This window comes from Nocardia nova (assembly GCF_002933465.1).
Lineage (GTDB): Bacteria > Actinomycetota > Actinomycetes > Mycobacteriales > Mycobacteriaceae > Nocardia > Nocardia nova_B.
In genome coordinates this window covers 1-24,278 of the sequence record NZ_PSZE01000044.1, presented here as the reverse complement: position 1 = coordinate 24,278, position 24,278 = coordinate 1, and the positions used below count along the sequence as shown (strand labels likewise).

At 66.3% G+C, this 24,278-nt stretch carries 24 protein-coding genes and 3 tRNA genes; 9 read left to right on the top strand and 18 right to left on the bottom strand.

The window, feature by feature from the left end; translation table 11 throughout:
• Positions 1-146: 146 nt before the first annotated feature.
• Positions 147-284: a hypothetical protein gene (locus C5E41_RS34270; protein ID WP_181063510.1), complete on the top strand. Its 138-nt coding sequence runs from the start codon at positions 147-149 to the stop codon at positions 282-284.
• A 96-nt stretch (positions 285-380) separates the two neighbouring features.
• On the opposite strand, the gene C5E41_RS31215 is transcribed toward C5E41_RS34270, so the two are convergent.
• A tRNA-Lys gene (locus C5E41_RS31215) sits at positions 381-453 on the bottom strand.
• Between the two features lie 348 nt (positions 454-801).
• Between C5E41_RS31215 and C5E41_RS31210 the strand changes: the two genes are divergently transcribed.
• A complete protein-coding gene (locus C5E41_RS31210) occupies positions 802-1,986 on the top strand; it encodes a L,D-transpeptidase (protein WP_258081380.1) in 1,185 nt (394 codons plus the stop codon).
• Positions 1,987-2,327: 341 nt separating this feature from the next.
• Complete coding sequence (locus tag C5E41_RS31205; protein WP_219823296.1) at positions 2,328-3,809, top strand: alpha/beta fold hydrolase; 1,482 nt, start codon at positions 2,328-2,330, stop codon at positions 3,807-3,809.
• A 174-nt stretch (positions 3,810-3,983) separates the two neighbouring features.
• On the opposite strand, the gene C5E41_RS31200 is transcribed toward C5E41_RS31205, so the two are convergent.
• Together C5E41_RS31200 and orn are read right to left on the bottom strand one after the other, a co-directional pair.
• Positions 3,984-4,056: transfer RNA gene (locus tag C5E41_RS31200), tRNA-His, on the bottom strand.
• A gap of 54 nt (positions 4,057-4,110) precedes the next feature.
• A complete protein-coding gene (gene orn / locus C5E41_RS31195) occupies positions 4,111-4,749 on the bottom strand; it encodes an oligoribonuclease (RefSeq protein ID WP_104379280.1) in 639 nt (212 codons plus the stop codon).
• Positions 4,750-4,918: 169 nt separating this feature from the next.
• Between orn and C5E41_RS31190 the strand changes: the two genes are divergently transcribed.
• A complete protein-coding gene (locus C5E41_RS31190) occupies positions 4,919-6,601 on the top strand; it encodes a helicase HerA-like domain-containing protein (RefSeq protein ID WP_104379288.1) in 1,683 nt (560 codons plus the stop codon).
• Positions 6,602-6,652: 51 nt separating this feature from the next.
• Here the strand turns inward: C5E41_RS31190 and lysA are convergent, their stop codons facing one another.
• The 6 genes from lysA to C5E41_RS31160 form a co-directional block, all read right to left on the bottom strand.
• Positions 6,653-7,891: a diaminopimelate decarboxylase gene (gene lysA / locus C5E41_RS31185; protein ID WP_104379279.1), complete on the bottom strand. Its 1,239-nt coding sequence runs from the start codon at positions 7,889-7,891 to the stop codon at positions 6,653-6,655.
• A 95-nt stretch (positions 7,892-7,986) separates the two neighbouring features.
• Positions 7,987-8,778 (bottom strand): mycolate reductase, encoded by a 792-nt coding sequence (cmrA, locus tag C5E41_RS31180; protein WP_104379278.1) that lies wholly within the window; start codon positions 8,776-8,778, stop codon positions 7,987-7,989.
• Positions 8,779-8,789: 11 nt separating this feature from the next.
• A complete protein-coding gene (locus tag C5E41_RS31175; RefSeq protein ID WP_104379277.1) occupies positions 8,790-9,413 on the bottom strand; it encodes a VOC family protein in 624 nt (207 codons plus the stop codon).
• Entirely contained in the window at positions 9,413-11,464 is a 2,052-nt protein-coding gene (locus C5E41_RS31170) for an NADPH-dependent 2,4-dienoyl-CoA reductase (protein WP_104379276.1), read from the bottom strand. Before C5E41_RS31170 ends, C5E41_RS31175 begins: the two co-directional genes overlap by 1 nt.
• A gap of 4 nt (positions 11,465-11,468) precedes the next feature.
• On the bottom strand, positions 11,469-12,071 hold the full coding sequence (locus C5E41_RS31165; protein ID WP_104379275.1) for a PadR family transcriptional regulator: 603 nt from the start codon (positions 12,069-12,071) through the stop codon (positions 11,469-11,471).
• A gap of 199 nt (positions 12,072-12,270) precedes the next feature.
• Positions 12,271-12,888 (bottom strand): TetR family transcriptional regulator, encoded by a 618-nt coding sequence (locus C5E41_RS31160; protein WP_104379287.1) that lies wholly within the window; start codon positions 12,886-12,888, stop codon positions 12,271-12,273.
• Positions 12,889-13,057: 169 nt separating this feature from the next.
• Between C5E41_RS31160 and C5E41_RS31155 the strand changes: the two genes are divergently transcribed.
• From C5E41_RS31155 to C5E41_RS31145, 3 genes are read left to right on the top strand one after another with little or no spacing between them, the layout of a single operon-like run.
• Positions 13,058-14,167, top strand: coding sequence for a ferredoxin reductase (locus C5E41_RS31155; RefSeq protein WP_104379274.1), 1,110 nt, complete (start codon positions 13,058-13,060; stop codon positions 14,165-14,167).
• 15 nt (positions 14,168-14,182) lie between these two features.
• Entirely contained in the window at positions 14,183-15,337 is a 1,155-nt protein-coding gene (locus C5E41_RS31150; protein WP_104379273.1) for a fatty acid desaturase family protein, read from the top strand.
• Positions 15,338-15,658 carry a hypothetical protein gene (locus tag C5E41_RS31145; RefSeq protein ID WP_104379272.1) on the top strand — a complete coding sequence of 107 codons (321 nt, stop codon included), beginning with the start codon at positions 15,338-15,340 and terminating at the stop codon, positions 15,656-15,658.
• A gap of 6 nt (positions 15,659-15,664) precedes the next feature.
• On the opposite strand, the gene C5E41_RS31140 is transcribed toward C5E41_RS31145, so the two are convergent.
• The gene (locus tag C5E41_RS31140) at positions 15,665-16,207 is read right to left on the bottom strand and encodes a DUF4254 domain-containing protein (RefSeq protein ID WP_104379271.1); all 543 of its coding nucleotides are present in this window, start codon (positions 16,205-16,207) and stop codon (positions 15,665-15,667) included.
• Positions 16,208-16,566: 359 nt separating this feature from the next.
• On the opposite strand from C5E41_RS31140, the gene C5E41_RS31135 reads away from it, so the two are divergent.
• Positions 16,567-16,896: a hypothetical protein gene (locus C5E41_RS31135; RefSeq protein WP_104379270.1), complete on the top strand. Its 330-nt coding sequence runs from the start codon at positions 16,567-16,569 to the stop codon at positions 16,894-16,896.
• A gap of 121 nt (positions 16,897-17,017) precedes the next feature.
• On the opposite strand, the gene C5E41_RS31130 is transcribed toward C5E41_RS31135, so the two are convergent.
• Genes C5E41_RS31130 through C5E41_RS31120 form a run of 3 tightly spaced genes read right to left on the bottom strand, consistent with a single transcriptional unit; the run spans position 17,018 to position 19,651 of the window.
• Positions 17,018-18,034 carry an ABC transporter ATP-binding protein gene (locus C5E41_RS31130; RefSeq protein ID WP_104379269.1) on the bottom strand — a complete coding sequence of 339 codons (1,017 nt, stop codon included), beginning with the start codon at positions 18,032-18,034 and terminating at the stop codon, positions 17,018-17,020.
• Complete coding sequence (locus C5E41_RS31125) at positions 18,031-18,852, bottom strand: ABC transporter permease (protein ID WP_258081379.1); 822 nt, start codon at positions 18,850-18,852, stop codon at positions 18,031-18,033. Before C5E41_RS31125 ends, C5E41_RS31130 begins: the two co-directional genes overlap by 4 nt.
• The gene (locus C5E41_RS31120) at positions 18,845-19,651 is read right to left on the bottom strand and encodes an ABC transporter permease (protein ID WP_258081378.1); all 807 of its coding nucleotides are present in this window, start codon (positions 19,649-19,651) and stop codon (positions 18,845-18,847) included. Before C5E41_RS31120 ends, C5E41_RS31125 begins: the two co-directional genes overlap by 8 nt.
• A 287-nt stretch (positions 19,652-19,938) precedes the next feature.
• Between C5E41_RS31120 and ectB the strand changes: the two genes are divergently transcribed.
• Positions 19,939-21,192 (top strand): diaminobutyrate--2-oxoglutarate transaminase, encoded by a 1,254-nt coding sequence (gene ectB, locus C5E41_RS31115; protein WP_104379268.1) that lies wholly within the window; start codon positions 19,939-19,941, stop codon positions 21,190-21,192.
• 103 nt (positions 21,193-21,295) lie between these two features.
• Here the strand turns inward: ectB and C5E41_RS31110 are convergent, their stop codons facing one another.
• From C5E41_RS31110 to C5E41_RS31090, 5 genes are all read right to left on the bottom strand, one after another.
• The gene (locus C5E41_RS31110) at positions 21,296-22,201 is read right to left on the bottom strand and encodes an aromatic prenyltransferase (protein ID WP_104379267.1); all 906 of its coding nucleotides are present in this window, start codon (positions 22,199-22,201) and stop codon (positions 21,296-21,298) included.
• A 264-nt stretch (positions 22,202-22,465) separates the two neighbouring features.
• Positions 22,466-22,541: transfer RNA gene (locus tag C5E41_RS31105), tRNA-Gly, on the bottom strand.
• An 87-nt stretch (positions 22,542-22,628) separates the two neighbouring features.
• On the bottom strand, positions 22,629-22,781 hold the full coding sequence (locus tag C5E41_RS34620) for a hypothetical protein (protein ID WP_219823295.1): 153 nt from the start codon (positions 22,779-22,781) through the stop codon (positions 22,629-22,631).
• Between the two features lie 470 nt (positions 22,782-23,251).
• Positions 23,252-23,695 carry a nuclear transport factor 2 family protein gene (locus C5E41_RS31095; RefSeq protein ID WP_104379266.1) on the bottom strand — a complete coding sequence of 148 codons (444 nt, stop codon included), beginning with the start codon at positions 23,693-23,695 and terminating at the stop codon, positions 23,252-23,254.
• Between the two features lie 51 nt (positions 23,696-23,746).
• A complete protein-coding gene (locus C5E41_RS31090) occupies positions 23,747-24,088 on the bottom strand; it encodes an MmcQ/YjbR family DNA-binding protein (protein ID WP_104379265.1) in 342 nt (113 codons plus the stop codon).
• Positions 24,089-24,278 lie beyond the last annotated feature (190 nt).

The window sequence follows — 24,278 nt, the reverse complement described above, 5'->3', positions numbered from 1 at the left end:
TGCAGAACACCGGTCCTGCCCCGCGGATATTCACATGCTCGATGGTGGGGTCGAGATCTGGTACTCGCAGCGCGTCGAGCAGTTCGGTATACAAGGACGTCACTCAGTACACGTTCCGGAAGACGGTCGCTACCTTGATCGCGGAGATGGCGGATTCGAAGACGGCGGCGAAGCAGCTGGGACACTCCCGAGAGGGAGTCACGGAACGGCACTACATCGTGTCGCCGGAGCGGGCGCCGGATTCGTCGGCCGTGCTGGAGGAGGGCCTGGGCCGGGCCAGTTGATGGAAGTTTGGGCCCGAATTCTTGATGTATTTTTGGTCCGGACCGTTAGATCGGGAGGGACCTGGCCTGAATGCTAGGTCTGACCTGGGAAGTAAGTGCGCCATCAGGGACTCGAACCCCGAACCCGCTGATTAAGAGTCAGCTGCTCTGCCAATTGAGCTAATGGCGCTTGAGCCTCCGGATCGGGCCTGCAGGCTCCGTTCCGGTGCGGGAGAAACCATAACAGTTGGGCGGGCGGAAAGTGAAATCGCCTGTTCAAAGCCTATTCGAGGGGGGATCGTGATCTTGGATGAATTGGTAACGGTTGGCGGGCCGGAAGGGATGAATCGGACGAAAGTGTGCGGGGCCGGCGCGTCGTGTTCAACCGGTTGCGACCCTTCCACCTGGCAGAATGGGTGGGCGTGGTCTCGACCGATCCCCGCATGCGTGGTGGGTCGAGCAGCGTGGCTGGGTTTCCCGGTTGCGTACGAGGCATGAAACGGGGTTACACATGGGCGGACGTCGAGGCTCGCGGGGAATGAGAGCGGTGGCGGGGTGGTTGGGCGTGATGTCGATGCTCGCGCTCGTGGTGACCGGATGCAGTGATTCCGGGGCCACGAACAATGGACCGGCGATCGAGTCGGCTTCGGCCATCGACCTGGTCAAACCGAAGGTACTGACGTCGGTCGCCGACGGTGCGGTCGGGGTGTCGCCGGGCGATCCGATTCCGGTGAAGGTGGACAACGGGAAATTGACCGCTGTCACGTTGCTCACACCGGAGGGCGATTCGGTGGCGGGGCAGATAACACCCGACGGGACCTCGTGGCAACTGACCGAACAGCTCGGTTTCGACCGCACGTATCGCCTGCGGGCCGACGCGGTCGGAATCGGCGGCACCACCTCGACGACAATCAGTTTCACCACTCTCGCGCCGCGCAACAAGACGCATCCGTGGTTGCTGCCGGGTGAGAACGCGGTGGTCGGAATCGGTCAGCCGGTGGCGATCCAGTTCGACGAGAACATCCCGGATCGCCGCGCCGTGCAGGATGCGATCAAGATCACCACGACGCCGGCGGTGGAAGGCGCGTTCTATTGGGTGAACAATCGCGAGGTGCGTTGGCGCCCCGAGCATTTCTGGGCTCCGGGAACCAGGGTCACGGTTGATGTGAACACCTACGGCCGTGATCTGGGTGGCGGGCTGATCGGTGACTCCGATATCCATTCCAGCTTCACCATCGGCGATCCGCTGGTCTTCACCGCCGACGACAACACCAAGATGGTCACTGTCGAACGCAACGGCCAGGTCATACGAACCATGCCGACTTCGATGGGCAAGGACTCCACGCCCACCCAGAACGGCATCTACATCATCGGTGACCAGTTCGACCACATGATCATGGATTCGTCCACCTACGGTGTCGCCGCCACCGGCCCCAATGGATATCGGACCCCGGTCGACTGGGCGACACGCATGTCCTACAGCGGCATCTTCATGCATTCGGCGCCGTGGTCGGTCGGTCAGCAGGGCTATTCGAACACCAGCCACGGCTGTCTCAACCTGAGCCCGGCCGATGCCCGCTGGGTGTACGAGAACGCCAAACGCGGCGATATCGCGATCGTCAAGAACACCGTCGGTGACACCCTGTCCGGCGTCGACGGACTCGGCGACTGGAATATCCCGTGGGCGGAATGGAACGCAGGCAACGCCGACACCAACCGCTGACGACGGCGAGAGGAGCGGGCCTTCCGGATATCCGGAAGGCCCGCTCGTCGTTCGGGCCCCACGCGGTGATCGGACGCTACACTGGCTTGCGCCAATCCACTCCCGCGAAATCCGGGGCAGACGCGCACACCGCCCTGCCTCCCCGAAATCGCTTGTGTTCGTGGCTCTTCCGGAGCGATCGCTGCTCCGCCGCGTGGTTGGCGGTGGCTCCCGTGTGATTCGGTCTCGACTTGCTGAAGGGTCAGGTCCTCATGGGTGTTGGCGAGCGGTATGCGGTCCTGTCCGGTCAGTGTCGTCGTTCTCGTGGTTCTCCGCGGGATATCGGCAGGGCTGTCGCGTCGGTGATCGTCGCCGTTCTCGCGGTGACGGTGGCCTCTGCTTCCGGTGTCGCGGTCGCTGAACCCGCAGACCCGTTGGCGCGCTTCCACCGGCAACATCTCGACTGGGGTGTATGCGAGGATACGGCCCTGGTGGCGGAGGGCGCGGTCTGCGCGGATGTCGCGGTGCCCCTCGATTACGGCAGCCCGGACGGGCCGAGCATCAGCATCGCGGTCTCGCGGATTCCGGCGAGCGATACGGCACACCGTCGCGGTGTGCTGCTGACCAATTCGGGCGGACCCGGTACGCCGGGTCTCGATGCGTTCGAACTCGTCGGTGATGTTCTCGAACCGGATGTGCTGAGCCGCTACGACCTGATCGGATTCGACCCGCGTGGCGTCGCCCGCTCCGGGCGGCACCAGCGATGCGGATGGCCGGTCGCCACCCCGATCCGCTCGGCAGGTATCGGGTTACCGGGATTCGTCACCGAAACGGCCCTGCAGGCGCGGCTCGCCGCCGGTTGTCTGGTGGGGGGTGACCCGAACTGGATGCGGCAGCTCAGCACACGCAACACCGCCCGCGATATGGACGTGATACGCGCGGCACTGGGCGAGGACAGCATCAGCTATTACGGCGTGTCCTATGGAACGTATCTGGGCGCGGTCTACTCGCAGTTGTTCCCCGGCCGATCCGACCGCATGGTGCTCGACAGTGCCATCGATCCGCAGCGCTACTGGCTCGGGCTGCAACAGGACTGGGGCCCGGCGGTGGAAGCGGCCTTCGACGACTGGGCCGGCTGGGTGGCGGCTCGCGATCGGCAGTATCACCTCGGCGACTCCGCGCCCGAGGTACGCCGGAGAGTCGAGACCCTGATCGACCGTGCAGCGCAGTCGCCGATCGTGGTCGAGGGCTTCGGCTTCGACGATCATGTCCTGCCGAATCTGCTGTGGACGATGTTGCGAGACGCGCGATGGAACGAGGCGCTGGCGGCGTCGGTACGGGCTGTTGCCGACGCGGCGGAGGGCCGCACGTCCGAGGTGCCCCAGCAGCTGCACCAGCAGATCGAATACTACGAGCACGACGAAGATTCGGTCATGGTGCAGATCTGGTGTGCGGACGCACCGATGCCCGCCGATCCCGTTTGGTATAGGAACGCGATCGAGGCGGCTCGTCCGACCCAGCCGATCTTCGCCGCACTCGCCAACAACATTCAGCCCTGTGCCTTCTGGCCACCGCCGGTGGAACCGCCCACCAGGGTCGACAATGACGTGCCCGCGCTGATCCTGTCTGCCAGCGGTGACAACCGGACCCCGCATGCGCACGCACTGGCACTGCATCGACAGATGTCGGGGTCTCGCTTGATCACCTTGGCCGAAACCAGGATCCACATGGTGCTGCGTCCGGGTTTGAGCACCTGCATTCTCGACACGACCAACGGCTACTTCCGGGACGGGGACTTCCCGGACGACGACCGCACCTGCCAACCCAGCACACTGCTCGAATGAGCACCGTGTGCGCTCGATCCGGGTCGGCCGGCAACATGGTGGACCGAAGGACGATCGTGACGCGCACCACGTCCGCGCATCGCGATGGGGTCGGGCGGACCGGACGGAAAGTCGAGGACTCGAATCATGACGAAGGGGCAGGCCCGGAATTTCTTCCGAACCTGCCCCTCGCAGGGTGAGCGACGGGACTCGAACCCGCGACAGCCAGGATCACAACCTGGTGCTCTACCAACTGAACTACGCTCACCATTGCCGGTAACAACCGGCGCGCTAGATGGTAGCGCGAAGACCGCCGGGAAACCTAATCGGCGGGTGCCGCCGGGGGCTGGAAACCGGTGGAACCGGCGCTGACCTGCGCGGCGATCTCGGCGATCTCGGCGGTCGAGGGGCCGGGGGCGGGGACGAACGCGGTCCGGCGGTAATACCGGAGTTCTCGGATGGACTCCTCGATATCGGCGAGGGCGCGGTGGGCCAGGCCTTTCTCCGGCTGACCGAAGTAGATGCGCGGATACCAGCGCCGGCACAGCTCCTTGATCGAGCTCACATCGATCATGCGGTAGTGCAGGTGCGCGTCGAGTTCGGGCATGTCCCGGGCGATGAAGCCGCGGTCGGTGGCGATGGAATTGCCGGCGAGCGGCACGGTACCGGGGGTGGGAACCCACTCGCGCACGTAGTCGAGAACCTGCTGCTGCGCCTCCTCCATGGTGACCATGGACCGTCGCACCTCGTCGGTCAGGCCGGATTTGGCGTGCATTTCCTGCACCACCGGCGGCATCGCCGCCAACGCGTCGTCGTCGGCGTGGATGACGATATCGACGCCGTCGCCGAGGATATTGAGATCGCTATCGGTTACGAGCGCGGCCACCTCGATCAGCTTGTCGCTGTCCAGGCGCAGGCCGGTCATCTCGCAATCCATCCACACCATCAGTTTGTCGGACACTCCGGCAACCTTAGTGCGCGGACGGCGCGAATCGGACCGACCGCACCGGATGCGTGCCGTCCGGCCCGTTGCGGCCGCGTTCCGGCAAACCTCCCGCTACAGTTTGCCCAGGTATATGCGTGATTCCAGTGGTGTCGGCAGCGGTGGGCAGGGCGACGGAGGATCGGCGATGACCAGTCCCGAGGACAAGGCGGCGAAGGCGGCGGCGGCGCGCAAGGCGGCCGAGGAAGCGGCGCGGGTCGCGGCGGAGGCGGCGGCCGCCGCGGAGGCGGCCGAGGCCGAAGTCGCCGCAGAACAGGTGGCGGAGCCGAAAACGGCTGCCGCAGTGACGGATTCGGCCGCACAGCAGATCGCGGCAGGTTATGCCTTCGAGGGGGCCGCGCTGGAACTGGGCGCGGTAGTCCTCAGCGGGGTGGTCGATCCGGCCGCGCGGGTCCGGATTCCGATGCGAACGCTGAATCGCCACGGTCTCGTCGCCGGCGCCACCGGAACCGGTAAGACCAAGACCCTGCAGGGCATCGCCGAACAGCTGTCCGCGGCGGGTGTGCCGGTGGTGCTCGCCGATGTGAAGGGCGATCTGTCGGGGCTGGCGCAGCAGGGCGAATCGAACGACAAGCTCGCCGCCCGTGCCGCCCAGACCGGCGATACCGACTGGGCGCCGCACGGATTCCCGACGGAATTCGTCTCCCTCGGCACCGAGGCAATCGGCGTCCCGATACGCGCGACCATCACCTCGTTCGGTCCGGTGCTGCTCAGTAAAGTGCTGGGGCTCAACGACACTCAGGAATCCACCCTCGGCCTGATCTTCCACTGGGCCGACACCCGGGGGCTGGCGCTGCTGGATTTGAAGGATCTGCGTTCGGTGATCCAGCACCTGACCAGTCCGGAGGGGAAAGAGGATCTGAAGGGGATCGGCGGGGTGTCGGCCGCGACGGCCGGGGTGATCCTGCGTGCGCTGGTGAATCTGGAGGCCGACGGCGGCGACACCTTCTTCGGTGAGCCGGAACTCGACCCCGCCGACCTGTTGCGGACCGCCGGCGGCCAGGGCGTGATCACGCTGTTCGAACTCGGGTCGCAAGCGACGCGGCCGGTGCTGTTCTCCACCTTCCTGATGTGGGTGCTGGCCGATCTGTTCCAGACCCTGCCCGAGGTCGGCGACGTCGACAAACCCAAGCTGGTCTTCATCTTCGACGAAGCGCATCTGCTGTTCGCCGACGCGTCCAAGGCTTTCCTGGGACAGGTCGAGCAGACCGTGAAACTGATCCGCTCCAAGGGGGTCGGCGTGTTCTTCTGCACGCAGTTGCCCACCGACGTGCCCAATGCGGTGCTGTCGCAACTGGGCGCGCGGATCCAGCACGCGCTGCGCGCATTCACCCCCGACGACCAGAAGGCGTTGTCGAAGACGGTGCGCACCTATCCGAAGACCGCGGCCTACGACCTCGAGAACGCCCTCACCGCTCTGGGGATCGGCGAGGCGATCGTGACGGTGCTGTCCGAACAGGGTGCGCCGACGCCGGTGGCCTGGACCCGGCTGCGCCCGCCGCGGTCGCTGATGAACACCATCGGCGCGGACGGTATCCGCTCGCGCGCGCAGTCGAGCCCGCTGTTCGAGAAGTACGGCCGGACCGTGGACCGGGAATCGGCCTACGAGATGCTGGCCGCGAAAGTGGTTGCGGCCGAACCGGAACCACAACCCGTACCGCAGGCCTCCGGCGGGCGCGCACCGGAGCCGGACGTCTCGGCGGCGGAACGGATCATGAGCAATCCGGCGGTGAAGAGTTTCCTGCGTTCGGCGGCCTCGGCCGCGGGCCGCGAGATCAGTCGCAGCCTCTTCGGTACCCGCAAACGCTGAGTGTCCCCGGACACCGAGCAGGCGTCACTCGGCCGCGCGCCGAGATGCCACTCAACCGAGATCCCGCAGCAGCAGATCGTCCACGGTCTCGCGGCGCACCAGCTCACGCATCCGGCCCTTACGGAGCGCGACGATCGGCGGCCGTCCGACGCCGTTGTAGGCCGAGGCCAGGCTGTGGTGGTAGGCGCCGGTGCACGGAATCGCCAACAGCTCACCGACGTGCACATCCGCGGGTAACCGGATATCGGCGGCGAGGACGTCACCGGCCTCGCAATAGCGTCCGGCCACGGTGGCCGTGATGGTCGGTCCGGTGGGATGCCGGCCTGCCACCACAGCGTCGTAGCGGGCCCCGTAGAGAGCGTCCCGTGGATTGTCGTTCATTCCGCCGTCCACGATCACGAACGTTCGTCCGCCCGGCACGTGCTTGATCGCGGTCATGCGATAGATCGTCACGCCGGCGCGCGCGACGATGCCGCGGCCCGGCACCATGGCGATCACCGGGCGGGGGAAGCGGTTTCGCGCGCACGCCGCGTCCAGGGCGTCGTCGATGATGTCGGCCAGTTCCGAGAGATTCAGTTCCGCGTCGCCGGTGCGATAGGCCACCGCATGCCCGCCGCCCAGATCGAGCTGGGTCAGCACGGCGCCGTAGTCGTGCCGGACCTCGGCCATCCGCGCGACGAGCTGTCGCACCGCTTCCCCGTAATGGTCGGGGTCGTGGATCTGCGAGCCGAGGTGGCAGCGGAAACCGCGCAGATCGAGCAGGGGATGGTCGATGATCGTCCGGATCGCCTCCTCCGTGGTCTCGTCGTGCAGGGCGCAGCCGAATTTCTGATCGCTGACCCCCGTGCGCACGGCCGGATGTCCGTGCGCGTCGATATCGGGTGTCAGGCGCAGCAGAACGTGTTGTGGCCGCGTGACAACCGTGCCCAGGAGACTCACCTCGGTGAGGGAGTCGATCACGATCCGCCCCACGCCGGCGCCGACCGCGTATTCCAGTTCGGCGAACGGTTTCCCGCTGCCGTGCAGGATGATTCGCCGCGGATTCACCCCGGCCGACAGGGCGATCGCCAGTTCGCCGGCCGAGCACACATCGATGCCGAGCCCCTCGTCGGCCACCAGCCCCGCGATCGTGCGAGTCAGCAGAGCCTTTGCGGCGTAGACGATTTCGGCATCCGGGAAGTGTTTGCGGTACGACCGGCAGCGGGTGCGGATCTCCGTCTCGCCGATCACATAGGTCGGTGTGCCGTAGCGGTCGGCGACATCGTCGAGGGCAACCCCGTCGACGGTGATGCGGGACTACGCCGCGCAATGGTGCCGGTACCGTCTCGATACGCCGTCTTGACCAGCGGCGCCGCGATCTTGACGCCGCCCTGACGCCCTGGGGATCAGCTGGCCAGCTTCTTGTAGAACGAGCCGACGATGGGCGCGGTGAGTGCCCGCGGCGCGTATTGGCCGGCGACGCTCATACCCTTGCTGATCAGGCCGGGAACCACGCGCATCTTGTTGCGTGCCAAAGCGTCGATGGAGATTTTCGCGGTATAGGCGGCCGACACCCAGATGAAGTCCGGGATCTTGCTGCCGACCTCTTCCTGGTCGGGGTTGTCGGTGCGCACCGGGCCCGGCGCCAGCAACGTGACGTGCACGCCGCTGCCGGTCAGTTCGCCGCGCAGCGATTCGGAGAAGGTATTGGTGAAGGCCTTGGTCGCGGCATACGTGGCGTTGTTGGGGATGGCCATGTTCCCGGCCGCCGACCCGGTGATGAGGATGCCGCCGCCGCGAGCGAGCATGCCGTGCAGCACCGCCAGGGTCAGATCGTGGACCGCGACCGCGTTCAGTTCCATCACCGAGCGTTCGATATCGGCGTCCAGGTCGGCCACGGCGCCGAAGGTGGCGACACCGGCGTTATTGCACAGGATGGCGATCTCGCGGCCGGCCAGCTCGGCCACCAGCGGTCCGCGCTGTTCGCGATCGGACAGGTCCACCGCGCGAACCTCGGCGGTCACCCCGTAGGTGTCGGTCAGCCGCTGTGCCAGCTCGGCGAGCAGGTCGCCGCGCCGGGCGACGAGGATGACCGAATAGCCGCGTTTGGCCAGCTCCTCGGCCAGAGCGGTTCCGATCCCGGAGGACGCTCCGGTGACGACGGCACGATTGTCGGCAGTGGGTGCAGGCAAGCTCACGGTCGCCGAGCCTACCGGGTGCCCCCACCCGAGGCGCCGGACTTCCCCTCGCCGCGAGGCTTGGGCTCGAAGAAGGCGACCCCCCAGTCGATATGCCCGTGCCAGACCCCGGCGATCCGGCCGCCCTGCACCGCCGGTTTCGGATCCCCGACCGGGCCACCGGCCGCACGCACCGCCGCCACCGTGGCATCGAGATCCGGAGTGCCGAAGGCGACGCCGACCAGCGCGGGCCGCTTCGTCGGGGCGGCAACGACCTCCAGGAACGCCTCGCCGACCCGATAGAACGCCATTTCCGGGCCGTCCGGACCGCGCGGGTGGAAGCGCCGCCGCGGGCCGATCCCCAGCACGGCATTCAGCGCGTCGACGGATTCGTCCAGATCCGGGACCCAGTAGACGACATGGTCGACGAACGTCACCCCGTTGGGATGAGCCGTCTCGGTCTCGACATCGTGCAGCAGTTCCGGCACACCCAGTGCCGTCGCGTCGGTCTCGATGCCCTCGAATCCCCAGCCGGTGCCGACGCCGAGCGTGCAGGAGATCCGCCCGATCCGCATCATCCCGTCCTCGACCGCGAAACCTAATGCGGCCCAGGATTTCTCGTCACCGGGCAGTCCCAGCCGAGTGAGGATCGCCATTACAGCGCCGCCGCCAGGCGGGTGCCCTGATCGATGGCCCGCTTGGCATCGAGTTCGGCTGCCACATCGGCGCCGCCGATCAGATGGATGCGTACCCCCGCCTGGTGCAGCGGCTCGACCAGATCGCGCACCGATTCCTGTCCGGCACACAGGATCACGTTGTCACATTCGATGACGGTGGGCCGATTCCGCGTGTCACCGAAACTGATGTGCAACCCGCGATCGTCGATGCGTTCGTAGTTGACGCCGCCGATCTGCTCGACGCCCTTCGCCTTCACCGCCGCGCGATGCACCCAGCCGGTGGTCTTGCCCAGGCTCTTGCCGAACGGAGTCGACTTCCGTTGCAGCAGTACGACCTCGCGGGGCGCGGGCGACGGTCGCGCGGCGGTCAGCTGACCCGGGGCCTCCGGATCGTCGGCGGCGACACCCCACTCCTGCTTCCATTCGTCGAGCTTCAGCGCCGGATGTCCCTCGACGGTGAGGAATTCGCTGACGTCGTAACCGATTCCGCCCGCCCCGATCACCGCGACCTTCTTACCGACCGGCTTCTCCTCGCGCACGAGTTCGGCGTAGGTGAGCACCTTCGGATGATCGATACCCGGAATGTTCGGGATGCGCGGGCGCACGCCGGTGGCGACCACCACGTGGTCGTAGCGGCCTTCGATCAATTCGCCGGCGCTCACCCGGCGGTTCAGGAATACCCGCACCCCGGCAAGTTCCAGCTTGCGGGTGAAATACCGGATCGTCTCGTTGAATTCCTCCTTGCCCGGAATCCGCCGCGCGATATCGAACTGTCCGCCGATCTTGTCGTCGGCCTCGAACAGATCCACCTTGTGGCCGCGTTCGGCCAGGTTCACCGCCGCCGACAGTCCGGCCGGCCCCGCGCCCACGACCGCGATGCGCCGCATCCGCCGGGTGGGCAGCAGGCGCAGTTCGGTTTCGTGGCCCGCTCGCGGATTCAGCAGGCAAGACACGGTTTTGTGGACGAAGGCATGGTCCAGGCAGGCCTGGTTGCAGGCGATGCAGGTGTTGATCTCGTCGTCGCGGGCGTCGCGGGCCTTGGCGGCCCACTCCGGGTCGGCCAGCAGCGGGCGGGCCAGCGACACCAGATCGGCGTCGCCGCGGGTGAGGATCTCCTCGGCGGTCTCGGGCATGTTGATCCGGTTCGAGGCGCAGACCGGAATGTTCACGCGCGCGGTGATTTTCGCGGTGAATTCGACGAAGGCCGCACGCGGCACCGAGGTGACGATCGTCGGCACCCGCGCCTCGTGCCAGCCGATGTCGGTGTTGATGATGCTGACCCCAGCCGCCTCCAGTTCGGTTGCCAGCTCCAGGATTTCGTGCTCGGTCTGGCCGTGTTCGACGAATTCGGCCATCGACAGCCGGAAGACGATGACGAAGTCCGCGCCGACCGCGGCCCGGATCCGGCGCACGATCTCCAGCGGGAACCGCCGCCGGTTCGCCGCCGACCCGCCCCAGCGATCGGTGCGCTTGTTGGTGCGCGGCGCGAGGAACTGGTTGATCAGGTATCCCTCGCCACCCATGATCTCGACACCGTCGTATCCGGCGAACTTCGCCAGCCGCGCACACCGCACATAGTCCTCTATGGTGCGCTCGACACCCTTGTCGGAGAGTTTGCGGGGGCGGAACGGGTTGATCGGCGCCTTGATCGGGGAGGCCGAAACACTGAACGGCACATAGGCATAGCGCCCGGCGTGCAGAATCTGCAGGGCGATCGTGCCGCCCTCGGCGTGCACCGCCTTGGTGATCGCGCGGTGCCGGTAGGCCTCGGTCTTGTTGGTGAGTTTTGCGCCCAGCGGCAGCAGCCAGCCCTCGCGGTTGGGGGCATAGCCGCCGGTGATGATCAGGCCTACGCCGCCGCGGGCGCGCTCGGCGAAATAGGCGGCCAGCCGGTTGGTATCCCAGGCGCGATCCTCCAGGCCGGTGTGCATCGAACCCATGACCACCCGGTTGCGCAGGGTGGTGTGGCCCAGGTCGAGCGGCTCGAACAGGTGCGGATACGAATGCGGCGAATCGGAATTCGCAGTCATGGGATTACCTTTCGGAAACGGAATCCGGTTGCGGGGCTGAGGCTTCCGGACCGGCCGACGACGAGCGCGACACACCCCGCAGACCGGCCAGTACCTCATCGCACCATTCGACGAAGCCGACCTCGACCCGGATGCCGCCTCGCAGCACCAGGTACTGGTACAGGGCGGTGCCGGTGAGCCGGTCCGGGGCGGGAAAATCCTTCTTCTCGATGAGGCGGTACAACTCCAGCCGCTGGGCGTGGTGATCGCGATGGCGTTCGACCTCGGCGCGCAACGCGTCCAGATCGCCGTGTGCGGCGGCGCGGATCTTGACGCCCAGTTCGCTGCGCAGCGGCCCGATATCGTCGGTCGGCTCCGAAATCCAGCGCGCCAGTTCGGCATCTCCGGCATCGCTGACGGTGTAGACCTTCTTGTCGGGCCGCCCGTCCTGGGCGATCGCCTCGCCGGTGACCCAGCCGCGCTCCTCCATGCGCTTGAGCACCCGGTAGATCTGCTGATGCGTTGCGCTCCAGAAGAATCCGATCGATTTGTCGAATCGGCGGGCCAGTTCGTACCCCGAACCGGCCCGCTCGCTCAGCGATACCAGCAGCGCGTGTTCGAGGGCCATGCGGTGAGGTTAACCGATACTCGCTGTACTATGCAACGTGGTGCATATTCCCGACCAGGGGAGCCGGAACTGCGAGAACCCTGTGAGGGCGTGCCGATTTCTGTATCATCACCCGCGGTGCTCTGCACTATCTCGGATACGGGAAGGGCGCCTCGCACGGCCGCGAGGCCCGCGGGGCGTCCTTCTGTATGTGGGGCGCTCAGGTGGTGTGGGGTTTCCAGGCGGCCATGCCGAGCGCGATCATCCGTACCTGGCCGACGGTGCGGTCGACGAGTTGCGGGCGGTCGCGCAGCGGGGCGGCGACGAAGCCGGCGATATGGTCGGCGACGGTGGAGACGATCAGGTCGGCGGCCAGTTCCAGATCATCGGTCGGCCATGCGTCCAGTGCCGGAATCCGTGACATGTCGACCACCAATTCCCTTGTGATCAACTGCATTTCGGAGGCTATCGCGGTGCGTAGCGCCGGTGCGCCGCCGTGGCGTTCGCGGATGAGGAAGCCATAGAGGTCCTCGCGGCCGGCGATCTGGGCGAAGACGAATCGCACCGTTTCGGCCAGGCGTGCGTCCGGGGTGCGGCGCAATTGCCGCAGCGCGAGGCGCAACTGTCGCACGCCCTCGTCGACCAGGGTGGTTCCCAATTCGTCGAGGGAATCGAAGTGGCGATAGAAGGCGGTGGGCACGATTCCGGCCGAGCGGGCGATCTCACGCAGGCTCAGCGCCGCGAATCCGCGCTCGGCGGCCAGGGTCAGGGTGCCGTCCAGTAGCGCTCGCCGCGTGCGCTCCTTGCGCTCGACTCGGGTCTCGGCCTGCTCGCTCATCTCGCTGAGCATACATCCGTTCACGATTGGTCCATTCATGCAGATGTTGCATCGGTCACATCAGATGCAGGTTGAACTATTGCGGTACCGCCAGGCACACTAGTTCAGTGTACAGATGTGCACCGAAGTGGGTGTGCATGATCACTAGACGAAGGCTGGGGAGAACCGCATGGTGGGACTGCTCGATCTGGTTCAGACACTGACCTCGCCGCACCCGCTCGACCGGTACCTGGAGTTGGTGCGACCGACACTGACGCTGCGCGATATGCGGGCCGAGATCATCGGCGTGGATCGGTCGGTGCCCGGCTCGGTGACCCTCACGCTGCGGCCCACCCGGCAGTGGGCCGGGCATGAGGCCGGTCAGTTCGTGCAGGTCGGCGTGCTGATCGACGGAGTGAAGCACACCCGCTGCTATTCGCCGATCGATGCCGAGGCCGGCCCGCGCCGCACCCTCACGCTGACCGTCAAGGCGCATCCGGAAGGGCTGGTGTCGCAGTATCTGCACCGGCACGCCGAGCGGGGCATGGTCGTGGACCTGGCGCCCGCGTCCGGGGTGTTCCGGCTGCCGGAACAGCGACCGGACAAGGTGGTGCTGATCAGCGGTGGCAGCGGCATCACGCCGGTGCTGTCGATGCTGTCCACGCTGGTGGCCGAGGGGTACCGCGGTGACGTGGTGTTCCTGCACTACGCCCGCTCACCCCGGGAGGTGCCGCACCGGGACCTGCTCGCCGATATCGCCCGCCACCACGACAACGTCGACATCGTGCTGGGTTATCCGGAACTGGCCCGGTCCGAGCGGCTGGACGGCGCACCGTGGAGCTGCGCGACCGTGCCCGGCGCGAAGTTCCTCGACTACGACGAACTGTCGCGCGTCGCGCCGTTCTTCGCGACCGCTCAGACCTACGTCTGCGGCCCGCCGCCGCTGATGGAGTCCGTGCGTCGCATCTACCGGGCCGAGGGCCTCGACGACCGCCTGCACAGTGAGGAATTCGTCCTCACCGCCGCGCCGGCCGACACCACCGACGTCGAGGGCGTCACCACCTTCTCGGTGAGCGGCAAGCAGTCGGAGAACACCGGCGCGAGCCTGCTCGAACAGGCCGAGTCGGCGGGATTGACGCCGGAGTTCGGGTGCCGGATGGGTATCTGCTTCTCCTGCACGGCGGTCAAGCGGTCCGGCTGCACCCGCAATCTGCGCAGTGGCGAAGTGGACAGCGATCCCGACCAGCCGATCCAGCTGTGCGTCAGCGCGGCGGTCGGCGACGTCGACATCGAAATCTGAAAGGGGAGAACCGTCATGACCATACTCACCGAAACCGAGAACGGACCGCTGGTCCTGTCGCCGGAACAGGTCGCCGAGATCGGCCGGGAGCTGGACGCGCTGCGCGACCGCATCACCGCTGATCTGGGGGAGCGCGACCGCGAATACATCTACTCGATCATCAAGGCGCAGCGCGGGTTCGAGATCGCCGGGCGCGGACTGATGTACCTGGGCTTCCTGCCGCCGTTCTGGCTGGCCGGGGTGGCGGCGCTGAGCCTGTCCAAGATTCTGGACAATATGGAGATCGGTCACAACGTCATGCACGGCCAGTGGGACTGGATGCGCGAACCCGGCCTGAATTCCCGTGTGTTCGAATGGGATACGGTGTGCCCGGCCGATCAGTGGAAGCATTCGCACAACTACATGCACCACACCTACACCAACATCCACGGTCGTGACCGCGACATCGGCTACGGCGTGCTGCGCATCGACGAGGGCCAGCAGTGGAACCCGTACTACCTGGGCAACCCGGTATACGCGCTGGCACTGATGCTGTTGTTCGAATGGGGCGTGATGCTGCACGACCTCGAGGCCGACAACATCGTCAAGGGCAAGCGGAAGTGGGCGGATATCAAGCGCCTGGCCAAGGGACAGATCCGCAAGGCGGGCCGGCAGGTCCTCAAGGACTACATCGTCTTCCCGCTGCTGAGCGGTCCGCTGTTCGTCCCCACGCTGGCCGGCAACGTGACCGCCAACCTGGTGCGCAACGTCTGGGCGTACTCGATCATCTTCTGCGGTCACTTCCCGTCGGGCGTACAGACGTTCACCGAAGAGGAGACCGAGAACGAGACGCGCGGCGAGTGGTACGTGCGGCAGATGCTCGGGTCGGCCAACATCAGCGGCAGCAAACTGTTCCACATCCTGTCGGGCAATCTGTCCCACCAGATCGAACACCACCTGTTCCCGGATCTGCCGGCCAACCGCTATCCGGAGATCGCACCCGAGGTGCGCGCACTGTGCGAGAAGTACGGCCTGCCCTACAACACCGGCCGGCTCAGCGAGCAGGTCGGCTCGGTCTGGCTCAAGATCTGCAAGCTCGCCCTTCCCCCGGCCATCGTCGGGAAAGGCTCGCAGCCTGGTGTTATCGTGATGCGAGAGCGGCAGGTCGAGCCGAGCGAGGTGGGCGGGTAGATGATCGGAAAATTCGAGAGCAACAAAGATCTGATCCAGGAGCTGACATCCTCCGGGGCACGACACGTCGGCAATATCGCAACGATCATTACCGGCACGGTCTCGGAAGTGACGCGCGAAATCGGTGATTGGATCACCGACGCCATCGAAATGCGGGAGGCCGCGGCTGCGGCGCACCGTGATCGGGAGGCGGCGGCCGGGGTGAACACCGGTCGCGACGAACCGGATGTGTTGATCGACGAGCCCGAGTCGGCGCCGAATGTGAATGCGGCCCAGCCCGTCATCGATGCCGATGCGGAAATCGTCGATCCGAAGCACTGACCGGAGTCAGAACACCGGCAGCCTACGCCGGTGCTCGGCGATATCGGTGATCAGATCCTTGTAGCCGTCGGCCAGTTCGGCGAGGCGCACCCAGTGCAGGTGCGCCTCGCCGTCCGGTGTGGAGGCGGGGAGCTCGTCCGTCGGATAGTTCGAGGCGGGCAGTCCGAGCGCATGATGAGCGGCGACCCATTTTCCGGCCATCCGGTCGATGACCGCACCCAGGGTTTCGGTGTGCAGCGAGGCGCCTTCGCGGTGCGCGATGTTGTCTGCCACCCAGACGTCGATACATTCTGCCAGCCGGGAGCGTTCACGATCGATGTGGTCGACCAAGCGGCTGGCGCCGGCCACGCGCGCGCTCGACGCCTTCGGCGCCTGCGCCTCCAGGTAGGCGTGGCGGCGCAATTCGTGGCAGTGGACCAACTGCCGGGCCACCTCGAGCACCGGATGGTCGCCGGGCGGTGGCGTCGTGGACCGTAATGCGCGCAGCAGTGCGGATACCGGCGGAAGTGCGCCGGTCGCGTCGTTGTCACCGGCGTATGCGATCGCCATCGTCTCCCACCCTCGTCTCAGCGGTCGGAATCTGGTTACGCCAGGGCCGAGGAGGTTTTCGGGGAGGGGCTCCCCTCGGCTCCGGCGTAGTCCCGCGGAATCGGACGCCGGCTGTTCGGTCGCACTGCTCACGGGTGCACGAACCGGGATATCCGCGACGATGCGAAAGACGTGTCCGAATGCGGGGACATATTCAGGAAAGCGTGTCCTGACTTGGCATGCAACGGTTGACGCGCGGAACCCCCCAAGGTGCCGGACAATCGTTATACGCATTACGCGGGGATCACATGATCGCGAAGATCCACCATCGGCGGCGCGGCGCCTGCGCGACCGGTCACGGATGGCTAGCCTGATGATTTGTGCCCGCCTATGTCTCTTCGCCGGAGTTGACGTTCGGCTTCCTGTTCGCTCTGGAAGATCCCGAGCGAATCGCCGAGGTGGTGCGAGATCTGATGGAGCGTCGCACAGTCTCGGTCTTTCGCCTGGCGCACGTCTCCGGCGCGGCAGGTCCGCCGGAGCGCTATGTCGTGAACTGGGCTGCCATCCCGCAGATTTCGATCACCACGGCCGCACCGGACGCCGATGCCATGCAGGCCGAGCGGATCATGCTGGTCAACGCATTTCTCGGCGAGGGTGGCGAGGTCAGCTTGTACTCGGCGGACAGCAATCACCCAGACGACAAGCGCTAGAGTCGATTTCTCATCGGCACCGCAATCGTTTCGTTACGGCGCGACTCCGCACAGTGGCTCTTACGTCCACTCAGCTACCGGCCAGCGGCGATTGAGTTCCGGCCAGCAGGGAGGGTTCTGGTCAATCGCCCGGCAGGGCGTCGACGGCCTGCGCCCGCGACGGGGCAGTGCCGTCTCCGGCGGAGTAGATGCGGCGCACCACATCCTCGATATCGGGTTCCTCGATGGACAGGTCGCGCACCTCGACCCGGTTCGAGATGGCGGTGAGAAGCTGGGCGGCGGTGGTGATTTCGGGATCGAACGCCAGCCGCTGCCGCATGCCGTCGGCCTCGACCGCCAGCAGTGTCGCCCCCGCGAGGTCGGCGAGATCGTCGCTGGGCCGGGCCAGATCGACGACCAGGACGCGCCGCGCGCCGACGGTGCGCGCCAGTCCCGGCAGCGTGCCGTCGTAGGCGAGACGGCCGTGGTCGACCACCAGCACCCGTTCACAGAGGCGCTCGATATCGCCCATATCGTGGGTGGTGAGCAGCAGGGTGGTGCCACTGTCCGCCCGTTCCCGGCGCAGGAACTCCCGCAGCCGTTGTTTGGACAGCACGTCGAGGCCGATGGTCGGTTCGTCGAGAATCAGCAGCTCCGGGCGATGCAGCAGCGCCGCGGCGATTTCGGCGCGCATCCGCTGGCCGAGGGAGAGCTGACGGACCGGGGTGTCGAGGGTGTGCGCCATCTCGAGCTGTTCGACGAGTTCGTCCGTGCGGCGGCGGGCCGCGGCCGGTTCCAGGCGATGGATCGCGGCCAGGATGGTGAACGATTCGCGCAGCGGCAGATCCCACCACAGCTGTGACCGCTGTCCGAACACCACGCCGATCCGGCCGGCCAGTTCGCGCCGCCGGCGCACCGGATCCAGCCCACAGGTGCGCACCGTGCCCGAGGTCGGCACGAGGATGCCGGTGAGCATCTTGATCGTGGTGGATTTGCCGGCTCCGTTGGCGCCGATATAGCCCACCGCCGAACCGGATTCGATGCGAAAACTCATCGAATCCACGGCGGTCAGCACCTCACGCACGCGTCTGCGGCGGCCCCGCGCGCTGCGCCGGAGCACGAATTGTCTGGTCAGATCCGATACTTCGACGGTGTTCATCCGCCCCCTCCCTGATAGTGCCGTACCCCGATGCGCCACAGCGTCGAGGCCATTATCCAAACCCACAGTGCCGCAAGCGGTCCGAACCAGACGAGCTCGGCGGGCAGCCACCGCGGGCCGGGCAGGCCGAGCAGGGCGATCGTGGGCAGATAGGCGACGAACGACACCGGGATCGCGAATCCGAACAGCGCCCGCAGCGGTCCGGCGAACACCGAACTCGGTTGCTGGGCGGCGAAGGATCCGCCGTAGGTGAAGCTGTTGGTGAGTTCCGAACCGTCCACCAGGTGAAATTGCAGGCCCGCTGCGCAAACGAACAGTCCGGCGAAGATGGCGATCCCGTTCAGTACGCTGCTCACCGCGAGCACGATATGTGCTGTGCTCCAATCGATATCATTGCCGATCAGACCGGCGGTAAGGACCACCGCCGCGACGGTGGCCCTCGACAGACGCCGCAGCGACACATCGCTGGTGATCAGCTGGAGCAGCAGGGGCTGGGGTCGCAGATGGAAGGCGTCGAGGGTGCCCAGCCGAATGTAGGTCGCCAGCGTGTCGGTGTGGCCGACAGCGATCTGCGCGAGCGCGAAGCTCAGGTTGGACAGGCCGAACAGCAGCAGCATCTGGGTCGAGTTCAGCCCGCCCAAGGCCGTGACGTTGTGGTAGATCAGCCACATCTCGGCGAATTCGACCACACCGATCAGCAGGGAGGAGAACAGGTCGGTGGCGAACGACAGCGGATAGGCGCGCTGTGAGCGCATCCGCGAACGCAGGACGGCCACATAGGGTGTGAGCCTGCTGCCGTACGGTATGGGCTCAGCCACCCTGCACCTCCAGTTTGCGCCGGCCCGCCGCGATCAGCGTCCGGCCGATCCCGATCGCGATCACGATCCACAACACCTGCATGCCGATCACCGCCCATGCCGCCGAACCCGTTGCCCGACCGGACAGCACGTCGACCGGACCCTGGAGCAGCCAGGGAAACGGGGTCAGCCCGGCGGCCGCGGCCAGCGGTGCCGGAAACAGGTGGATGGGTACGTAGAGACCGGCGAGGAACGTGGACAGGATCTGGTAGAGCATCCGGATTCCGCGCGTCTCGATCAGCCAGAACCCGAGCAGGCTCACCGAGAACAACAGCAGCAGTGAAAGAGTAACGGCGGCAACGACACTGACCGCGCCGAGGAGATACGGTGCGAAGGAGCCGGGCAGCACCAGCTGTGCCGTGATCAATCCGGTGGCGACCGAGGGCAGACCGCGCAGCGCCAGCGTGCACGCCGATCCGCCGAGATCGGTCGCCAGATAGAAGAATTGGATATCGATGGGGCGCTGCAGATCGACCGCCACATCGCCGGTGCGAACGCGTTCGGCGATATCGTGGGGCGGTCCCATCACTCGCAAGGCGCCCAGCATGGCCTGTGACAACCACACGTAGGCGCCGATCGACGCACCGGTGTAGCCGCCGAAGCCCGGCGTGGAGCGCGCCGCCGCGATCATCACCGCGGCGCGGATCAGGCCGAAGACGATATTGGCGGCCAGGCCCGCGAAGACGGCCGACCGGTAGTTCCACTGGCGCCGGAAGCCGGCTCCGAACAGACGTGAATAGACCCCCGAGAGTGCGCGCACAAGTTGTTCAGAATACGACGTCGTCGCCCACTCGGCGAGCGGATTTCGCAGAACGGAGCAGAGGAGTCCGGGCGGTCGGTATGGTCGTCGCACTCGGTAGCCGGGCTCCCTCGGGCCCTGGACCGTCGCCGCTACGGCCTGTCGCGGCACGCCGGGGTGGTGATCCGGTCGATGCCGAGGCGGTGCGGATTCGCGCAAAACCTTGCCGCGACCTCCATCGCAGTGTTAGAAACAGTCATGTTTCACACTGGGGTCGCCGCGGTGGCTCCCACCCCTGAGGACCGCCTATGACCACGGTTTTCGAAACGCTGGAATCGGATGTGCGTGGATACCGCCGGGTCTGGCCGACGGTCTTCGACACCGCCCGCGGCGCCTGGCTCCGTGATGAGCAGGGGCGTGAATATCTCGACTTCTTCGCCGGAGCCGGCGCGCTCAACTACGGGCACAACAATCCGATCCTGAAGGCGGCCCTGCTGGACTATCTGTCCCGCGACGGGCTCATCCACGGCCTGGATATGTCGACGGTCGCCAAGCGTGACCTGCTCGAGGCGGTGCGCGATCTGATCCTCGTCCCGCGCGGGCTCGACTACAAGGTTCGATTCCCCGGCCCGACCGGGGCGAACGCGGTGGAGGCGGCGCTGAAGCTGGCCCGCAAGGTCACCGGACGCAGCACGGTGGTGAACTTCACCAACGCCTTTCACGGCATGACGCTGGGTGCACTGGCCGTGACCGGTAATGCCGCCAAGCGGGCGGGGGCCGGCGTGCCGCTGCCGCACGTCCATCCGATGCCGTACGACGGCTACCTGGGCGGTGCGGACGAATTGGCGTGGATCGAGCGGATGCTCGACGACACGTCCTCGGGGGTGGACAAACCGGCGGCCGTGATCGTGGAGACGGTGCAGGGCGAGGGCGGGGTGAACATCGCCGGCGCCGAGTGGTTGCGCCGGCTCGCGGAATTGGTCGCGGCGCGCGGAATTCTGCTGATCGTCGACGATGTGCAGATGGGCTGCGGGCGGACCGGCCCGTTCTTCTCCTTCGAGACCGCGGGCGTCACTCCGGATATCGTCACACTCTCGAAGTCGATCGGCGGCTACGGCCTGCCGATGGCGCTGGTGCTGATGAAACGCGAGCTGGACCAGTGGGCGCCGGGTGAGCACAACGGCACCTTCCGCGGAAACAATCCCGCGTTCGTCACCGCGCGGGTGGCGCTGGAGCAGTACTGGCGTGACGATCGGCTCGAACTCTCCACGCTGGCCCACGGCGAGCGGGTGCGCGCCGCATTGGCACGGGTGGCGGATGCGGTGGGCGGATTGTCCACGCGGGGCCGCGGTTTGGCGCACGGCCTGGTCTTCGACGACGCCTCCGAGGCGGGCAAGGTGAGCCGGGTCGCCTTCGAGGAGGGATTGCTGGTGGAAACCTCGGGCGCCTGTGACGAAGTGGTGAAACTCCTTCCGCCGCTGATCATTACGGATTCCGAGTTGGATCACGGACTCGACATCCTCGCGCGCGCTGTCGATATCGTCTGCGGCAGGCGCACATAGGGGGATCGGACCGTCGGCTGCCGACCCACACCCGGTAGCCGACCGCGGGGCCGGGTTTCCGCTGCGGGGCCCGGTCCCGCACAATCGTGCCCGCCGCGAACGGTTATGAATCGGATGTCTTCATCTTGTCCAGGATCCTGGGCTGCCACTGGTAGAACCAGCTGAATTTGTAGGATTCGCCCTCGGGCGACGAGGTGGCGGCATAGGTGAATCGGCGGTCGTTCGTAGCGTAGGGGACCTTGTCGGCGAGTTCCAGGAAGCGCGGGTCGATGGGGACGGGGAGGGCGGCCGGGTCGGGTGTTATCACCGGGAAGCACAGGCGCTCGATCCGCGACGATTCCCAGCCGAACGTGGCGTATATGTCGAATGCCTTCGCGGTGAGCGAGAGGAATTCCGGGCTGGGTTCTAGGAATCCGGCATCCCGATGCAGCGACGCGATGGCATCGGGTGCGAAGTGGTCGGCGGGAAGCCCGGGGAAGTACACGTTCATCGTCTTGTCGTGGTAGTCGATGCCGAGCAGGCCGACCTTGTCCGCCAAGCCGTGGCGGGCGAACATATCGGCGTGGTCGGCGAGACCGGCCGGCATGGAGGGGAGTGCGGCGAGTTCCGACACGTTCTGCACGCCGTCCGCGGGAAAGAACGGCCAGATCTTCTTGAAGCCGCCGACGACACCGACATCGATGCCGTAGCTGTCCACGGGGAATTGCGCGCGGACCTGGTCCAGCAGTGACCCGATCGGATGCTCGGTCGCCGGAATCAGCCCGTTCGAACGCGCGATGTCATACGGGTCGATGTCGTTCGGCAGCGTGAGAAAGCGATAGTCGAGGTCGCCCGAGCGACGGGCTTGGGTAACCACCCGGAAAGAGATCACCGATTGCGTGAGCATCGTGCCGTATGCGCTCAGGACCGGCCGGACAGCGTCCGGAGTGCAGGGGACGTTCGCCAGCCGCGCGGATTTCTCGATGGCCGCGTACAGATCGTCCAGCGCGGATTCGGAAGTGGTGGACATGCGCCCTTCCTGAAATGAGTGCCATGAACAACATCGCGGTCTCGCCGAGACGCCGGCCGGGCAGCCAGTGCCCCGGCGGAGTCGAATGCGAAACGCACAGCATTTTACGGATCGAGGTCGCCGACCGGCTTCGGTCGACTGCTCGCTGCTGGGAGCCTGTCGGACGGAACTTTCGATCGCTCGTGCCGACCAACAGGGAGTGCTCGAGGAAGTGGACTCCGGCTGCGAGCAGGACGGCTCGACGCTACCGGTCCGGTACTTACGTGGAGCGGATGACGGGATTCGAACCCGCGACCCTCACCTTGGCAAGGTGATGCGCTACCAACTGCGCTACATCCGCATCCCGCCTCGCGGCGGTGCGAGAAAACAATAGCCGATGGCTCCGCGCAACCGCGAATCCACAGGTCAGCGCGCCGCGTATGCGGCCTCAGCTGAGCAGCAGGTGCACCTGCAATTCACCCACCAGGAAGCCGAGCACACCGCCGATGGCAACCAGTTTCCACGCGACCTGCTTGAACGCCGGACGCAGCAACCCCTCATATTCGTCGTCGGTGAGCCGGCGGGTCTTCTCGATCACCACGGCCGCACGGGCCGGAAGATCATCTGCAGTGTCAGCCAGTCGGTGACCAGGCCGGTGAATCCGCCGAACAGCGGCATCAGCCACGAGGAGTGGGTGAAGGCCCAGGTGATCATCTGGACGACGCCCAGCAGGGTGCCGAACTACAGGCCGGAGCGCACGATGAAGCGTAGTTCGTGATGGCCTACCCGGCGCACCATCTCCACCAGCAGCGCCTTGTCGTTGACCAGGGTGGGATGCCGCGAAATTCCAGTGGGCGGCCAGCATTTGGACGGCGACGAGTTTGGTGGTCCAGCCGATGAAGGCGGCGATCGCCGGAATCGACCAATAGAGCAGCCAGTGCTCGGTGAAATCGGCGATCATGCGTCCGCCCTGCGGGTAATCCGCGCCCAGCGGTGATTCGGCGAACAGCGCTGCAACGGTGGGGAAGTGCCGAGCCGCACGCGCGAACTGTAACAGGTTCTAGAGGCGCTTTACTGGGAGCCGGGCGTGGCGGCCAGGAACATGTAGCTCTTCTCCTCGACCCGCCGCGCGATCCGCCAGGCGCCGTCCACGCGGGTGAAGGTATCCAGGTACCACAGGCCGCACAGCATGAGGCTCTGCTTGCCCTCCGCGTCGCCGAGGAGCATCGGGTTGTGGCACATGGTGCGGCCGGTGGCGGTATCGCCGTCGACGGTGATGGAGGAATTGCTGATCAGATGCTGGAAGGCGGGAAAGTTCGGCATCACCGTGGCGAGGAACTTCTTGATCTCGGGCAGTCCACCGCTGGCGCCGCCCATGGCCGAATAGTCGATCTGCGCGTCGGCGGTGAAGACGTCGTCGAGCAGATCCCACTGCTGGGTGTCCACGGCATGGGAGTATCGGACCATCAGATCCTCGATCTCGATCCGATCCGAAATCTCCTGTAGCGACAGCATATTTCCTCCCGTGGTAGCGGCTCGGCGACGATGCGGACCAGACGATGCGGACTATTCGGAAGCCGCGTCGAAGGCGCGCACCAGGGTGCGCGGCGCCTTGTGTCGCCAGGCGTCGGTGAGCAACTCGCTCAGTAGGCCGGTGTCGACGGCGCCGAGGTCGACGCGGACCGCCGACAGGCGCCGGCCCCACCACTTCTCCGCGCAGCAGTCCGGATATTCCGCGACTGCCTCCCGGATAGCGGCTTCACTCGCCATCACATGGGCGTACGCGGGGTCGGGCAGCGTCGCGAAGATCGCCTTGCGGACGCGGAACGACGGCATGCCGAAATGCGGCGCTTCGGTGGAATCGGGTAGTCCCAGCGCAATCCGCCGGACGTCGTCGGCATCGGCCATGGGCCGATTATGCGGCCGAATCCGCGTCGTCGCGTCCGGTTCGGCGAGATGGGCGCGACTTAGCCTCGATCCACCGACAGGGTCTGTGGGTTTGTCTGCGCGCCTGCGGCGTGCAGACAACCGTTCCCGGGCGTGGGGTAGCCGCTGGTCTGCCCAGCTTTTCCACTGTTGTTCCTGGTCGTAGGGGTGG